Origin of the sequence: Sediminicoccus sp. BL-A-41-H5, assembly GCF_050632405.1 — a bacterium.
GTDB lineage: Bacteria > Pseudomonadota > Alphaproteobacteria > Acetobacterales > Acetobacteraceae > Roseococcus.
This window is the reverse complement of record NZ_CP192601.1, coordinates 280762-295411: the sequence shown is the minus strand read 5'-3', so window position 1 is coordinate 295411 and position 14650 is coordinate 280762. Positions and strand designations below refer to the sequence as shown.

Genomic DNA, 14650 nt, shown 5'->3' with positions numbered 1-14650 from the left:
CGATGTTTCCCTTGCGCAGCCGGCCCGGCGCGGTAGTTCTGCACTCATGGACACGACGACTCGCCGCACCGCCTGGCTGCTCGGCCTGGCTGGCCTCCTGCCCTTCGCCGCCTGCGCGCTCGCCTTCTACGCCGCCCCGGATTCCTGGTCGGGCTTCGCCGAGGGGGCGCTGATCGCCTATGGCGCCGTCATCCTGAGCTTCCTGGGCGCCGTGCATTGGGGCCTTGCCCTGCGCGCGCCGGTTGAAGAGGCGGCGCATGGCCCGGCCCGGCTGCTGCTGGGCGTGGCGCCCGCCCTGCTCGGCTGGGTTGCATTGCTGCTGCCCGACGTCTTCGCCCTGCCGCTGCTGGCCCTCGCCATTCTCGGCACGGCGGGCGTCGAGCAATGGGCGCGGGGCCTGGGTCTGGTGCCGGGCGAATACCTGCTGCTGCGCTGGGTGCTCTCGATCGGCGCGGCGCTTTGCCTCATGGCGCCCATCACGGGCTGAGCCCGCTTCGCGCAACCAAGGATTGCCAACGGGGCTTTGGCGATGACCCAGGGCTGTGCTCGTGGTGAAAGTAAAGCTTGTCTTAAAATCCGGACGGTGTTATAAAATTGTTAACACCTGGACCCTGGAGACCCCCGATGGCCGACATCCTCGCCTTCCCCCAGAAGCCGGAAGACCGCCTGCGCGCCGCGCTCCGCCGACTGGAGGACGCGCTGGCCGAGCAGAAGCTCGCCTTCACGGAGTTCCGGACAAATCTCTCGGCGCTTGGCGGCGCCGTCTCGGGGCTTGAGGGCAGCCTGAACCAGTATCGCGACAATCTCGCCGCCACCCAGCAGGATGTGGCCCGCAGCCAGGAGGCCGCGAAGCGCCTGGAGAAGACCGCCGAGATCTGGCTGCAGACGGCGCGCTGAACCGCCGCCATGTGCGGCCGCTATGTCCTGCAGCGCGATCCGGCCGGGCTCGTGCGCTATTTCGGCGCCTCGCCGCCGGTGCCGAACCATCCGGCCAGCTGGAACATGGCGCCGACGCAGCCTGGCCTCGTCCTGCGCCGCAACCCCGAGACGGGCACCCGCCACCTGGATGTGTTGCGCTGGGGGCTCGTCCCCCACTGGTCGCGCGATGCGACGGCGGGGGCGCGGATGATCAATGCCCGCGGCGAGACTCTGGCCGAAAAGCCCAGCTTTCGCGACGCCTTCCGCAAGCGCCGCTGCCTCGTCCCCATGGATGCCTTCTATGAATGGGCGCAGGACAGCGCGCCGAAGCAGCCCTTCGCGGTCGCGCTCCGCAACGGCGCGCCCATGGTTGCGGCAGGTCTCTGGGAGGGGTGGAAGCAGCCGGACGGAGGCTGGCTCAAGACCTACAGCGTCATCACCTGCGCCTCATCCGGGCGGCAGGCGCGACTGCACCCGCGCATCCCCGCCTTTCTCGGCCCGGAGGACTGGCCGGCCTGGCTGGGCGAGACGCCCGCGGAGGCAGATGCGCTGACCGCGCTCCTTCGGCCGATCGCGGACGAGAATCTGGCCTTCTGGCCCGTCGCGGCGCGGGTCGGGCGCGTGATGGAGAATGACGCGTATTTGCTGGAGCCAGCCCCCATCGAGGGCTGGCCAGAGTTGCGGGACGCGCCCCCGGACTGGGAGCGTCCGCTGGAGCCGGCGGCGCCCTGAGGCGCCCCCGGCTCAATCGTCCCGGTGGACCTTCTCCATCCGCTCGTGGCGCTCCTGCGCCTCGATGGACAAAGTGGCGATGGGGCGGGCTTCCAGGCGGCGCAGGCCGATCGGCTCGAAGGTCTCTTCGCAATAGCCATAGGTGCCGTTGGCGATGCGCTCGATCGCCTGGTCAATCTTGCTGATCAGCTTGCGGGCGCGGTCGCGGGTGCGAAGTTCCAGCGCCCGGTCGGTCTCGACACTGGCGCGGTCGGTCAGGTCGGCTTCGGTGATGCCCCCGGCGGAGAGGGAATTCAGGGTGGCGCCCGCCTCGCGGAGCAACTCGTGGCGCCAGCGCAGCAACTTCTGGCGAAAATACTCCTGCTGCAGGGCATTCATGAACTCTTCGTCTTCTGATGGACGATAATCGGACGGCAGGGTGACGACCATGAGCCTGTACCTCACCTCGTGGCGCCTCCGGCCCGACGCCAGATGCATTCCCAAGGCGTCCGGACCATAGGGAAAGCCGATCGCCGCGCCAAGGGGTGAATTGGCCCAAGTGCATGGCGCGCCTCCGATTTCACCGGATTGTCCCAGGTTTCATGCGCCTTGGCGGGCAAGCTCCACACGGGCGCGGAGAATGATCTCCCCCAGGATCTCGCGCAGCACGGGGTCGGCGCCTGCCTCCCCCTCGGCCAGCAGGGCGAGTCGGGAGAGGCGGCTGGGGTCCGCCGGGCCGTCGAGCAGCGCCAATTGCAGCCCGGCCAATTCCTGGAGGATCGCCTGGCCGCGGCGCTGCGCCGCCGCATCGGCCTCCGCGGGGCTCCAGTCCTGCTGAAGGGCCAGGATTCCGGTGGCGGCCGTGGCCGCCGCCGCCTGCGCCTCCGGCGTTGCCTGCGGCAGGTGGAAGCGCCCTCCGGCGGAACGGCGCGGGGCGCCGGTCGGGCCCGGCGGGGAATAGCCTCGGATCGGCGGCAGCATTCTTCACCCTTTCCTCATCACGGCGCTTTCTGCCGGGGCCGGCGGGCCAGCCCCGCCCCCGCCCGGCAGATCCTGCCACCGGTGGAGCGCCCCGGGCTGGCATGGCGGTTGCCCTGAGACCCTGAGGCGAACTCGTTTTGATAGCAGCGCGGAGTGCCAGGGACAGTGGTGCGAATTCCTTTCGGCCTGATGAAGACGGGGCTCGGCCTCTGGCTCCTGCTCTGGCCGGCGCTCGCCGGCGCGCAGGCGGTCCGCATCAAGGACATCGCCGATGTCGAGGGCGTGCGCGACAACCAGCTGGTGGGGTACGGCCTGGTCGTCGGCCTGCCCGGCACGGGCGACCGGCTGCGGACCGCGATCTTCACGCGGCAGTCGATGGTGGGCATGCTGGAGCGCCTCGGCGTCAACACGCGCGACAATGAGGCGCGGCTGGATACGCGCAACATCGCCGCCGTGATGGTGACGGCGAACCTGCCCGCCTTCGCCCAGCCCGGCAGCCGCATCGATGTCGCGGTCTCCTCGCTCGGCGATGCTTCGAACCTCACGGGCGGCACGCTGCTGGTGACACCCCTGCTGGGGGCGGATGGCGCAGTCTATGCCGTGGCGCAGGGCGCGGTGGCGACGGGCGCCATCGCCGCGCGGGGTGCGGGCGCCTCGATCGCGCGCGGCGTGCCGACCTCGGCGCGGATCTCCTCGGGCGCCATCGTCGAGCGCGCCATTCCCTATACCCTTGCGGGGCGCGATCATCTCCGCCTGGCACTCCGCAATCCCGATTTCACCACGGCGCAGCGCATCGCCGCCGCCATCAACGGTCGTGGCGGCAACGTGGCACGCGCGGTGGACCCGCGCACCGTGCTGCTCACGCTGGGCGGACGCGACCCGATGAGCTTCATCACGCAGATCGAGCAGCTGCGCGTGGTGCCCGACCAGGTGGCGCGCGTCATCATCGAGGAAGCCTCGGGCACCATCGTGATGGGCGAGCAGGTGCGCGTCTCCACCGTCGCCATCGCGCAGGGCAACCTCACCATCCGCATCACCGAGACGCCGCAGGTGAGCCAGCCCAACCCACTGGCCAATGGCGAGACGGTGGTGGTGCCGCGCACGCAGATCGAGGTGGACGACCAGAGCGAGCGCCGCATGGGCGTGCTGCGCGGGGGCGTGACGCTCGCCGAGCTGGTGCGCGGGCTGAACAGCCTGGGCGTAGGCCCGCGCGACCTGATCACCATCCTCCAGAGCATCAAGGCGGCCGGCGCGCTGCAGGCCGAGCTGGAGGTGCGATAGATGATCCCCCTCACCGCCCTTCCCCCCTCCGGTGGCACCCAGACGCCGGCCCGCATGCGTCAGGCGGCCCAGGCCTTCGAGGCGCAGGTGCTGGGCCAGCTCATGCAACCCGCCTTCGATACGGTGGACAGCTCCAAATCCGCCTTCGGTGGCGGCCCGGCCGAGGCGCAGTGGCGCCCCATGCTGGTCGAGGCCTTCGCCACCCATGCGGCGCGCTCCGGCCAGGGCATCGGCCTGCAGGACATGGTGCTGCGCCACATGCTCCGCCTCCAGGAGGCGGCCCGCCATCCCACCCCCACCCCTGATGAGGAGACCCGCCCATGATGGACGCCGTGATCGCCGCCGGAGAGCGCCTGGCCGAGGCGCTGCGCGCCGAGAATGAGGCGCTGGCCGCGCTCGACCTGACGCGCGCGGCCGCTCTCGCCACGCGCAAGATGCAGGCGACGGATGCCTTTGCCGCGGCGACGGCGGCGGCGAGCCGCACCCAGGCCCGCGCCGAGGGCCCGCTGCGCGTGGCGGCCGAGACCCTGGCCGCCGATCTCTCCACGCTCGGGCAGGAGAATCGCAAGCTGCTGGAGGCGGCGATCGCGCTGCAATCCCGCGTGATCGAGACCATCGCGGGCGCGGCGCGGCCGCTGGCCGCGGCACCCGGCTATGGGCGCGCGGGGCGCACGCGCCCGCCGGTGCAGGCTGCCGCCATGGCGCTGGCCACGCGCGTGTGACGGCGTCCTGACAGCCGGGCCATGCTGCGCTATGCGCTGATGCGATGGACCCTGGCCAGGACGACCCCGAATGGACCGCGCTGCGCGAAGGGCGGGAGAGCCGGCTCACCGCGCTGTTCGGCCCGCTGCTGGAGGCGCCTGCGCGCGGCATCGTGATCGGCCGCTTGGCGCAGACGCTGGACGGGCGGATCGCCACGCGCTCGGGCAACAGCAAGTGGATCGGCGGCGCGGGGGATCTGCGCCACACCCACCGGCTGCGCGCGCTGTGCGACGCGGTGATCGTGGGCGCGGGAACGGTGCGGGCGGATGACCCGCAGCTCACCACGCGGCTGTGCTGCGGCCCCTCGCCTACGCGCGTCGTGATCGATGCGGGGCGGCGGCTCGGAATGGATTACGGCATCTTCCAGGGCGGCCCGCCCACGCTGCTCGCCACCGCCGAGCCCGGCCCCGCGCGGCACGGCACCGCCGAGCCGCTGATGGTGCCGCGCGCGCCCGGGGGCGGCCTCGACCTTGCGGCGCTTCTCGCGGCGCTGGCGGCGCGGGGCCTGAGAAAGATCTTCGTGGAGGGCGGCGGACAGACCGTCTCGGGCTTCCTGCGCGCCGGCCTGCTCGACCGGCTGCATGTGACGGTCGCGCCGATGATCCTGGGCTCCGGCCGCCCTGCCTTCGATTTGCCCGAAGTCGGGCGCATCGAGCAGGGCATGCGCTTCCCCTGGACCGTCCATGACATCGCCCCCGATGTGCTCTTCGACATCGCGCTCGACCGCCGCGCGCCCGGCGAGGCCGGCGCATGAGCGAGCGGCGCGACAGCATGGCCCGCGCGCTGTGGCATGTCGGGCCCGGCGCGGCCGAGCTGCGCGAGGCGCGCCTGCCGGGCCTGGGTCCGGGTGAGCTGGTGGTGCAGATGCTCGCCTCCGGCATCTCCCGCGGCACGGAGCGCCTGGTGCATCATGGCCGCGTGCCGGCCTCGCAGCACGCGGCGATGCGCTGCCCCATGCAGGAGGGCGAATTCACCTTCCCCGTGAAGTATGGCTACGCGGCCGTGGGCCGCGTCGAGGAAGGGCCGGCGGAGTGGCTGGGCAGCCGCGTCTTCGCACTGCATCCGCACCAGTCGCGCTTCGTCATCCCCGCGCATTTCTGCGCGCGCGTGCCCGATGGCGTGAGCGATGCGCGGGCCTGCCTCGGCGCCAATATGGAAACCGCGGTGAACGTGATGTGGGATGCGGCGCCGCGGCTCGGCGAGCGCGCGCTCGTCATCGGCGCCGGCGTGGTGGGACTGCTTTGCGCGGCCCTCCTGGCGCGGCTCCCTGGCGTGGCCGTGACGGTGGTGGATCGCGACCCGGCGAAGGCGGCGCTGACGCGCGCCTTCGGCGCGGATTTCGCGCTGCCGGAGGAAGCGCCGCGCGAGCAGGAACTCATCATCCATGCCAGCGCCAGCGCGGCCGGGCTGCGCCTGGCGCTCGACTGCGCCGGCTTCGAGGGCCGTATCCTGGAGGCGAGCTGGTTCGGCGATGCCGAGCCCGCGCTGCCGCTGGGCGCCGCCTTCCACCAGAAGCGGCTGCAACTGATCTCGACGCAGGTGGGCAGCGTCTCGCCCGTGATGCGCGGGCGGCGCAGCCATGGCGAGCGCATGGCCCTTGCCCTCTCCCTTCTCGAAGATGCGAGGCTCGATGCGCTGCTCGGGCCCTTCGTGCCCTTTGAAGATCTGCCCGCCGCCCTACCTGCCCTGCTGGACCCGCCGCCCGGCGCGCCGCAGCCGCTCTGCCCCGTCATTCGCTACGCCTCCGATGACCGAAGCGCTCCGGCGCGCAGGTCCGAATCGGCGGCGCAGCCGAACGTTTGAAGGAACCGCTCTCTCATGTTCAGCCTCACCGTCGTGGACCACATCATGGTCGCGCATTCCTTCCGCGGCGCGGAATTCGGCCCGGCGCAGCGCCTGCATGGCGCGACCTTCGTGGTGGAGGCGGAGTTCCGGGCGCCGAAGCTCGATGACCTGCACCTGCTGATCGACATCGGCCTCGCCAAGGATGAGCTGCGCAAGATTTTGAGCGCGCTGGACTACCGCAACCTGGACGAAGAGCCGGTCTTCGCCGGCAAGAACACCACGACCGAATATCTCTGCCTGCACATCCACGGGCTGCTGGCCGCCGCCTGCCAGGACGGCCGGATGGGTCCGGGTGGCGCGGGGGTGACGGGGATCAAGGTGCTGCTGCGCGAGAGCCATGTGGCCTGGGCCGCCTTCGAGGGGCCTGTTGGCTGATCATGAAGATCGCGCTTCTCGTTCCCGGGCCTTTCGATACGGTCTCAGGCGGCTACCTCTACGACCGGCGCATGGTCGGGGGGCTGCGCGCGCTGGGCCACGCCGTGCGCGTCGCGGAGCTTTCCGGCCGGTTCCCGATGCCGGATGACGCGGCGATGGCCTCGGCGCGGGCGGCCTGGGCGGGACTTGCCGCGGACGAGGTGGCCGTGATCGACGGCCTGGGCCTGCCCGCCTTCGCGCCGCTGGCCACCGAGCTCTCGGCGCGGCGCACGGTGGGGCTGATCCATCACCCCACGGCGATCGAACCGGGGCCGCACCAGGCGGAACTCGCCGCGCTGGAGCGCCAGCTCTTCGCGGCCTGCGGGCGGCTCATCGCCACCTCGCCCTACACCGCCAAGGGGCTCGCGGAACGCGGCGCCGGGGCCGCGCGCATCGGCGTGGTGGAGCCTGGCACCGATCCCGCGCCACGCGCGATGGGCTCGAGCGGGCCGGGGGCGCGCATCCTGGCCGTGGGCTCGCTCATCCCGCGCAAGGGGCATGACGTGCTGCTGCGCGCGCTCTCGCGCCTGACGGATCTCGACTGGAATCTGCGCATCGCGGGCCCGCCGGCCGATCCCGTGCATGCCGATGGGCTGCGCGCGCTCGCCGGGGAACTGGGTCTCGCCAATCGCGTCACCTTTCTCGGCGCCGTCACCGACGCAGCGCTGGAAGCCGAGTACGCGGCGGCCGACCTCTTCGCGCTGGCCACCTGGTTCGAGGGCTATGGCATGGCGGCGGCCGAGGCCCAGGCGCGCGGCCTGCCGCTGATCCTCTGCACCGGCGGCGCCATCACCGACCTGGTCGGACCCGGCGCTGCGATCCTCGCGGCAGCGGGCGATGCCAACAGCCTCTCGCGCGGCATGCGCCGGCCCATCTATGACCCGGCGCTGCGCGCACAGATGGCGGAAGCGAGCTGGCAGGCCGGGCAATCCCTGCCCCGCTGGGAGGACCGCGCCCAGCGCTTCGCGGCCGAGCTGGAGGCGGCAGCCCATGGATGACCAGACCGAGCAGTTCGACGGCGACTGGCTCTCGCTGCGCGAGCCCTTCGACGCGCGGGCGCGCAACCCGGACATCGCGCGCGCCCTGATGGAGCACCTGGACGCGAAGGGCCGGCCCCGGTTCCTCGACCTCGGCGCGGGCACGGGCAGCCTCACGCGCTGGCTCGGCCATCATGTCGGCCGCGCCCATGCCTGGGTGATGGCCGATGCGGATGCCGGGCTCATGGCCCGCGCCTTCGACACGATGATGGACGCGGCGGAGGCCATCGGCTGGCGGGCCACCTGGCCGCAGCGCAAGGTGCTGCTGCTGCACGCGCCCGAGGGCGCCTGGCGCATCGAGGGCGTGCTGACCAACCTCGTGGAAGCCCCCGAGGGCCTGCCTCTGCAGAACGTGGATGCGGTGACCTGCAGCGCGCTCTGCGACCTCGTCTCCGAGGCCTGGGTGGTGCGGCTGGCCGCCGAACTCGCCCGCCGCAAGCTGCCCTTCTACGCCGCCCTGAACGTGACGGGGCGCGAGCGCTTCATGCCCCCCTGCGCCCCTGGCGATGCGCTGGTGGCCCGCGGCTTCGCCCGCGACCAGCGGCGGGAGAAGGGCTTCGGCGGCATGGCGCTGGGGGCGGCCGCCACCAGCACCATCGCGCGCGTCTTCGCCGGCCATGGCTACCGCGTGCTGCGCGGCGCCAGCCCCTGGGTGATTCCGCGCCAGGCGCGCGACATGGCCTTGGAACTCGCGCTCGGCCATGCCGAGGCGGCGCTGCGGCATGAGCGGCGCGGCGCCGCGCAGATCGAGGCCTGGGCCGAGACCCGCGCCGAGCAGGCCGAGGCGGGACTGCTCTCGGCGCGGGTGGAGCACCAGGACATCCTCTGCCTGCCGGGCTGAAGCGCGCCGTGTTCACGGCGCAGGTTCCAGCCTTTGGCGCGGCGGGTGATTCGGCGTGTCGGCGGTTCCGCCGCGACGCATCATGCCCCAGGCACGCTTCCGCAAGGAAACACGCGCCTGATCGCGCATTGGGCATTTTAGCGTCAGACGCACGGTAAAACGGCATTATGCCGTCTGGTTGAGCGATTTCTCTCCTTGGCTTCATGCCCAGGACATGGAATTGGGGGACTGGGCCTCCCTAGGCTCAGGGGCGTTTGAATTCCCCTGGAGGATGCCTTGTCCAAGACCCTGCCCCCGATCTCCCGCCGCGCGCTGCTCGCCGCCCCCGTGGCCGGAGCCTTGGCCGCGCCCGCCATCGGCCAGACGGCGCCCATCCGCGTGGGCGTGCTGCATTCGCTCTCCGGCACCATGGCCATCTCCGAGACCGCGCTGCGCGACACGGCGCTGATGATGATCGAGTGGCAGAATGCGCGCGGCGGCCTGCTGGGCCGGCGCCTCGAGCCGGTGGTGGTGGACCCCGCCTCCAACTGGCCGCTCTTCGCCGAGAAGGCGCGCGAGCTGCTCGCCGTCTCCCGCGTGGACGTCACCTTCGGCTGCTGGACCTCGGTCTCCCGCAAATCCGTCCTGCCGGTCTTCGAGGAGCTGAACGGCCTGCTCTTCTATCCCGTCCAGTATGAGGGCGAGGAGGAGAGCCGGAACATCTTCTACACCGGCGCGGCGCCCAACCAGCAGGCGATCCCGGCCGTGGAATACCTGCTCGGCCCCGATGGCGGCTCGGCCAAGCGCATCGCGCTGCTCGGCACGGACTACGTCTATCCGCGCACGACCAACCGCATCCTGCGCGGCTTCCTGAACTCCAAGGGCATCCCCGATGCCGACATCATGGAAGAGTATACCCCCTTCGGCCACAGCGACTGGCAGGGCATCGTGGCGCGCGTGAAGCGCTTCGCCTCCGAGGGCAAGAAGACGGCCATCGTCTCCACCATCAATGGCGACGCGAACGTCCCCTTCTACCGCGAGCTGGGCAACCAGGGCATCAAGGCCGAGGACATCCCCTCCGTCGCCTTCTCGGTGGGCGAGGAGGAGCTGGCCGGCATTGATACCCGCCCGCTGGTGGGGCACCTCGCAGCCTGGAACTACTTCATGTCGGTGCAGTCGCCCGCGAACACCGAGTTCGTGACGATGTGGCGCAACTACATCCGCAACCCGCGCCGCGTGACCAATGACCCGATGGAAGCCACGCTGATCGGCTTCAAGATGTGGGCCCAGGCCGTGGCCGCCGCGCGCACCACCAGCGTGGACGCGGTGCGTACCGCGCTCTACGGCCAGAAGGTGAACGCGCCCTCCGGCTATGAGGTGGAGATGTTCCGCAACCATCACCTCTCCAAGCCCGTGATGATCGGCGAGATCCAGGCGGATGGTCAGTTCAACATCGTGAGCAAGACGCCGACGGCGATCCAGGCCGAGAACTGGAGCCGCTTCATCCCCGAAAACGCCAATCGCCGGCGGTGATTTATTGATGCCCTCAAGCGCTCATGCCGGAGGCATGACGCGGCGGCTCTGCCGCCTTGGCGGCGCCACACCGCTGGAGCACCCGGCGGCGCGGTTATTTTGGCGGCGCCGGCCGCGTTGCGGCCGGATTCTCTGTGGGGCGTTCAACCCTTGATCCGCTTTCTCCTGTTGCGCGGTGGTGCCCTGGCACTGATGGCGCTGCTATTCCTCTCCCCCTCCCGCGCGCAGGATTTCGACGCGCTGCTGCCCGGCCTGACCGGCGGCTTCGCGCAGCAGGCGGAGACGGTGGAGCGCCTCGGCGCGCTGGGCGACCCGCGCGCCATCCCTCTGCTGCAGGCACTGGCCGATGCGCGGCTGCTGCGCCTGGCCGATGGCCGCATCGCCCCGCAGGAGGGCGCGAGCCCGCCCGAGGGAGCGACCATCATCCGCATCAACAACCGCGTCCGTGTGGCGCTGCGCGGCGCCCTGGGCCGATTGCAGCTCGTCTCGCCCGATCCGGCGGAGCGGCTGCGCGCGGCGGATGCCATCCTGCGCAACCGCAGCGCCGATGACATTCCCCTGCTGGATGCCGCCCTTGCGCGCGAAGCCCGCGCCGACATCCGCGCGCGGATGGAGCTTGCACTGGGCGGCGCGCGCCTCGCCTCGACCGACCCGGCGGCGAAGCGCGCCGGCATCGCGGCACTCGGCGCCTCCTCCTCGCCAGAGGCGCGCAACCTGCTGCTCGCCGCCCGCGCCGCCAATCCGGACCTCACCGCCGAGATCGAGGCCGCGGTCGCCGCGATCGACCGTCGCCTGCAGCTGCGCCGCGCCGCGGAGACCTTCTTCCAGGGCCTCTCGCTCGGCTCCGTGCTGCTGCTGGCGGCGCTGGGCCTCGCCATCACCTTCGGCGTGATGGGCGTGATCAACATGGCGCATGGCGAATTCGTGATGATCGGCGCCTATGTCACCGTCGTGGTGCAGGAGCTCTGCCGCGACATCCCGGCCTTGCAGCCCTATTCGCTGCCGCTCGCGATCCCCACCGCCTTCCTGGTCACGGCCGCGATCGGCGCCGCCATGGAGCGCGGGCTGATCCGCCATCTCTACGGGCGCCCGCTGGAGACGCTGCTGCTGACGTTCGGCGTGGGCATGGTGCTGCAGCAGATCGTCCGCCTCGCCTTCGGCGCGCAGAATCGCGAGGTGATCAGCCCGGACTGGATGATGGGCACGCTGATCCTGCCGGGCGGTGTCGCCATCACGCAGAACCGCGCCTGGATCATCGTCTTTTCCATTGCGGTCCTGCTGGCGACACTCGCCGCCATCCGCCTCACCCGCTTCGGCCTCGAGATGCGGGCCGTGGTGCAGAACCGGCGCATCGCCGCCACCATGGGCATCCGCACCGGGCGCGTGGACGCCATGACCTTCGCGTTCGGTTCGGGCATCGCGGGTCTGGCTGGCGTGGCGCTGAGCCAGATCGACAATGTCTCGCCCAATCTGGGCACGGGCTACATCATCGACAGCTTCATGGTGGTGGTCTTCGGCGGCGTAGGTTCGCTGATGGGCACACTGATCGGCGCCTTCACCCTCGGCCTCGTGAACAAGATCCTGGAGCCCTATGCGGGCGTGGTGCTGGCCAAGGTGCTGCTGCTGGTGGGCATCATGCTGTTCATCCAACGCCGGCCCAAGGGCCTCTTCGCGCTGAAGGGGCGCGCGGCCGACCAATGAACACGCGCCGCCTCATCCTGCTTGGCTTCGTCGCCATCCTTGCCCTCCTGCCGCTGCTGAACCTGCTGCCGGAGGCGCATCCGCTGCATGTCTCGGACTTCCTGGTCAGCATCATCGGCAAGTGGATCTGCTACGCGATCCTGGCCTTGGCGCTGGATCTCGCCTGGGGCTACGCGGGCATCCTCTCGCTCGGCCATGGCGCCTTCTTCGCGCTCGGAGGCTATGCCATCGGGATGCATCTGATGCGCCTCATCGGGCCGCGCGGCGTCTATGGCCACCCGGTGCTGCCGGACTTCATGGTCTTCCTCGGCTATACGGAACTGCCCTGGTACTGGCTCGGCTTCGACTGGTTCATCTTCGCCTTCGCCATGGCGCTGATCGTGCCTGGCTTGCTCGCCGGCATCGTGGGCTACCTCGCGTTTCGCAGCCGCATCACGGGCGTCTATCTCTCGATCATCACCCAGGCGCTGACCTATGCGCTCATGCTCGCCTTCTTCCGCAACGACATGGGCTTCGGCGGCAATAACGGCTTCACCGATTTCAAGGAATTGCTAGGCATGCCGCTCAACAGCGGCCACACCCGCGCGATACTGTTCTACGCCTCGCTCGTCTCGCTCGTGCTGGTCTTCCTGATGTGCGGCGCGCTGACCCGCACCAAATATGGCCGCGTGCTGACCGCCATCCGCGATGCCGAGAGCCGCGTGCGCTTCCTGGGCTATGACACGACGCGCCACAAGCTCTTCGTCTTCGTGCTCTCGGCGATGATCGCGGGGCTGGCCGGCGCGCTCTATGTGCCGCAGGTGGGCATCATCAATCCGGGCGAGTTCAGCCCGGGCAACTCGATCGAGGCCGTGGTCTGGGTCGCCTTCGGCGGGCGCGGCACGCTGGTGGGCGCGGTGCTCGGCGCCTTCTCGGTGAACGCGCTGAAGACCTGGCTGACTTCCGTCGCGCCCGATCTCTGGCTGATCGTGCTGGGCTGCCTCTTCATCGCCGTGCCGCTGCTGCTGCCGAAGGGGCTGATCGGCCTGATCCGCCGCCGCGGGGAGACGAAGCCATGAACGCCGTGGCCCTGCCCGAGGGCGATTCCACCACCGGCCTCTATCTCGATGGCGTCTCGGTCGTCTTCGATGGCTTCCGGGCGCTGAACAATCTCTCGCTGATCGTCGAGCCCGGCGAGCTGCGCGCCGTGATCGGCCCCAATGGCGCGGGGAAGACGACGATGATGGATGTCATCACCGGCAAGACGCGCCCCGGCGCCGGGATCGTCCGCTTCGGCGGGCGGGACCTGACGCGGATGGATGAGGCGGCCATCGCCAATCTCGGCATCGGGCGCAAGTTCCAGAAGCCCACGGTCTTCGACGCGCTGACCGTCTTCGAGAATCTGGAGCTGGCGCTGAAGGCGCCCCGCGGCCCCATCGCCTGCCTGCGCTGGGTGCTGCGCGGCGAGGCGCGGACGCGCATCGAGCGGACCATGGAGGAGATCGGCCTCACCGAACGCGCGGGGGATCTCGCGGGCCTGCTGAGCCATGGCCAGCGGCAATGGCTCGAGATCGGCATGCTGCTCATGCAGGACCCGCGACTGCTGCTGGTGGATGAACCCGTCGCCGGCATGACGGACCATGAGACCGAGCAGACGGCGGAGCTCCTCGTCGGCATCGCGGGCACGCGCAGCGTCGTCGTGGTCGAGCACGACCTGGAATTCGTGAAGGCGCTGGGCAGCCGCGTCACCGTGCTGCATGAGGGCAGCGTGCTCTCGGAGGGCTCGATCACCCATGTGCAGAAAGACCCGCGCGTGATCGAAGTGTATCTGGGGCGATGATGATGCGGCCTCATCTCCGCCCAGCTTCCATGCCCGCGCGGCGCATCTTCATCCGCATGGACGGCGGGCCGATTCACGCGGCTGCCGCACAGCCACGATCGGACCGCTGACGATGTTGCACGTCACCGACATCGACCTTTCCTATGGCGCGAGCCGCTGCCTGCGCGGCGTCTCGCTCTCCGTCGGGCCGGGCCAGGTCGCGGCCGTGCTCGGGCGCAACGGGGTGGGGAAATCCTCGCTGCTGCGCTCCATCATCGGGCTCGAGAAGATCCAGGGCGGCTCCATCCTCTGGGAGGGAAGCGAGATGCGGGCCCTGGGCCCGGCCGAGCGCGCGCGGGCCGGCATCGGCTATGTGCCGCAGGGGCGCGAGATCTTCCCCTTCCTCACCGTGCAGGAAAACCTGCAGACGGCGCTGGCCGCCGCCCCGCGCGGTTCCGCCGTGCCGGAAGAGGTGTTCGATCTGTTTCCCATCCTGCGGCAATTCCTGCGCCGGCGCGGCGGCGACCTCTCGGGCGGGCAGCAGCAGCAGCTCGCCATCGGCCGGGCGCTGACGGCACGGCCACGCCTGCTCATCCTCGACGAGCCGACGGAGGGCATCCAGCCCAATGTCATCAAGGACATCGCCAAGGTGATCCATCACCTGGCGAGGGACCGGAACTTCGCCATCGTGCTGGTGGAGCAGTATTTCGAGTTCGCGCGGGATCTGGCCGACACCATCACCGTCATGGTGCGCGGCGAGGTGGCGCTTTCGGGCAAGACCAGCGAGCTGGACGAGGCAGAGGTCAGGAAACTGCTGACGGTGTGAGGGGCCTGGGCGGGGGCCTTCCG

General features: G+C 70.5%; 18 protein-coding genes. 16 read left to right on the top strand and 2 right to left on the bottom strand.

What is annotated here, in order from left to right:
• The first annotated feature begins 46 nt into the window (after nt 1–46).
• From ACQ860_RS01465 to ACQ860_RS01455, 3 genes are all read left to right on the top strand, one after another.
• Entirely contained in the window at nt 47–487 is a 441-nt protein-coding gene (locus tag ACQ860_RS01465) for a DUF3429 domain-containing protein (RefSeq protein ID WP_431301633.1), read from the top strand.
• A gap of 137 nt (nt 488–624) precedes the next feature.
• A complete protein-coding gene (locus tag ACQ860_RS01460; RefSeq protein ID WP_431301632.1) occupies nt 625–897 on the top strand; it encodes a hypothetical protein in 273 nt (90 codons plus the stop codon).
• A gap of 9 nt (nt 898–906) precedes the next feature.
• Nucleotides 907–1650, top strand: coding sequence for an SOS response-associated peptidase (locus ACQ860_RS01455; RefSeq protein WP_431301631.1), 744 nt, complete (start codon nt 907–909; stop codon nt 1648–1650).
• Nucleotides 1651–1662: 12 nt separating this feature from the next.
• Here the strand turns inward: ACQ860_RS01455 and dksA are convergent, their stop codons facing one another.
• Together dksA and ACQ860_RS01445 are read right to left on the bottom strand one after the other, a co-directional pair.
• A complete protein-coding gene (dksA, locus tag ACQ860_RS01450; RefSeq protein WP_431301630.1) occupies nt 1663–2079 on the bottom strand; it encodes an RNA polymerase-binding protein DksA in 417 nt (138 codons plus the stop codon).
• A 150-nt stretch (nt 2080–2229) separates the two neighbouring features.
• Nucleotides 2230–2610, bottom strand: a complete 381-nt coding sequence (locus tag ACQ860_RS01445; RefSeq protein ID WP_431301629.1) for a flagellar assembly protein FliX — start codon at nt 2608–2610, stop codon at nt 2230–2232.
• A gap of 189 nt (nt 2611–2799) precedes the next feature.
• Between ACQ860_RS01445 and ACQ860_RS01440 the strand changes: the two genes are divergently transcribed.
• From ACQ860_RS01440 to urtE, 13 genes are all read left to right on the top strand, one after another.
• The gene (locus tag ACQ860_RS01440) at nt 2800–3891 is read left to right on the top strand and encodes a flagellar basal body P-ring protein FlgI (protein WP_431305714.1); all 1092 of its coding nucleotides are present in this window, start codon (nt 2800–2802) and stop codon (nt 3889–3891) included.
• Nucleotides 3892–4215 (top strand): rod-binding protein, encoded by a 324-nt coding sequence (locus ACQ860_RS01435; RefSeq protein WP_431301628.1) that lies wholly within the window; start codon nt 3892–3894, stop codon nt 4213–4215.
• Complete coding sequence (locus ACQ860_RS01430; protein WP_431301627.1) at nt 4212–4613, top strand: hypothetical protein; 402 nt, start codon at nt 4212–4214, stop codon at nt 4611–4613. Before ACQ860_RS01435 ends, ACQ860_RS01430 begins: the two co-directional genes overlap by 4 nt.
• 44 nt (nt 4614–4657) lie before the next feature.
• On the top strand, nt 4658–5407 hold the full coding sequence (locus ACQ860_RS01425; protein ID WP_431301626.1) for a RibD family protein: 750 nt from the start codon (nt 4658–4660) through the stop codon (nt 5405–5407).
• Nucleotides 5404–6456 carry a zinc-dependent alcohol dehydrogenase gene (locus ACQ860_RS01420; protein WP_431301625.1) on the top strand — a complete coding sequence of 351 codons (1053 nt, stop codon included), beginning with the start codon at nt 5404–5406 and terminating at the stop codon, nt 6454–6456. Before ACQ860_RS01425 ends, ACQ860_RS01420 begins: the two co-directional genes overlap by 4 nt.
• A 15-nt stretch (nt 6457–6471) precedes the next feature.
• Nucleotides 6472–6873 carry a 6-pyruvoyl trahydropterin synthase family protein gene (locus tag ACQ860_RS01415; protein WP_431301624.1) on the top strand — a complete coding sequence of 134 codons (402 nt, stop codon included), beginning with the start codon at nt 6472–6474 and terminating at the stop codon, nt 6871–6873.
• A gap of 2 nt (nt 6874–6875) precedes the next feature.
• Nucleotides 6876–7910 (top strand): glycosyltransferase family 4 protein, encoded by a 1035-nt coding sequence (locus tag ACQ860_RS01410; RefSeq protein WP_431301623.1) that lies wholly within the window; start codon nt 6876–6878, stop codon nt 7908–7910.
• The gene (locus tag ACQ860_RS01405) at nt 7903–8790 is read left to right on the top strand and encodes a class I SAM-dependent methyltransferase (RefSeq protein ID WP_431301622.1); all 888 of its coding nucleotides are present in this window, start codon (nt 7903–7905) and stop codon (nt 8788–8790) included. The genes ACQ860_RS01410 and ACQ860_RS01405 overlap by 8 nt, the downstream gene beginning before the upstream one ends.
• Nucleotides 8791–9066: 276 nt before the next feature.
• Nucleotides 9067–10302: an urea ABC transporter substrate-binding protein gene (gene urtA / locus ACQ860_RS01400; protein WP_431301621.1), complete on the top strand. Its 1236-nt coding sequence runs from the start codon at nt 9067–9069 to the stop codon at nt 10300–10302.
• Between the two features lie 150 nt (nt 10303–10452).
• Complete coding sequence (gene urtB / locus ACQ860_RS01395; RefSeq protein WP_431301620.1) at nt 10453–12003, top strand: urea ABC transporter permease subunit UrtB; 1551 nt, start codon at nt 10453–10455, stop codon at nt 12001–12003.
• Nucleotides 12000–13061, top strand: coding sequence for an urea ABC transporter permease subunit UrtC (gene urtC, locus ACQ860_RS01390; RefSeq protein ID WP_431301619.1), 1062 nt, complete (start codon nt 12000–12002; stop codon nt 13059–13061). The genes urtB and urtC overlap by 4 nt, the downstream gene beginning before the upstream one ends.
• A complete protein-coding gene (gene urtD, locus ACQ860_RS01385) occupies nt 13058–13822 on the top strand; it encodes an urea ABC transporter ATP-binding protein UrtD (protein WP_431301618.1) in 765 nt (254 codons plus the stop codon). Before urtC ends, urtD begins: the two co-directional genes overlap by 4 nt.
• 112 nt (nt 13823–13934) lie before the next feature.
• The gene (gene urtE, locus ACQ860_RS01380) at nt 13935–14627 is read left to right on the top strand and encodes an urea ABC transporter ATP-binding subunit UrtE (protein WP_431301617.1); all 693 of its coding nucleotides are present in this window, start codon (nt 13935–13937) and stop codon (nt 14625–14627) included.
• Nucleotides 14628–14650 lie beyond the last annotated feature (23 nt).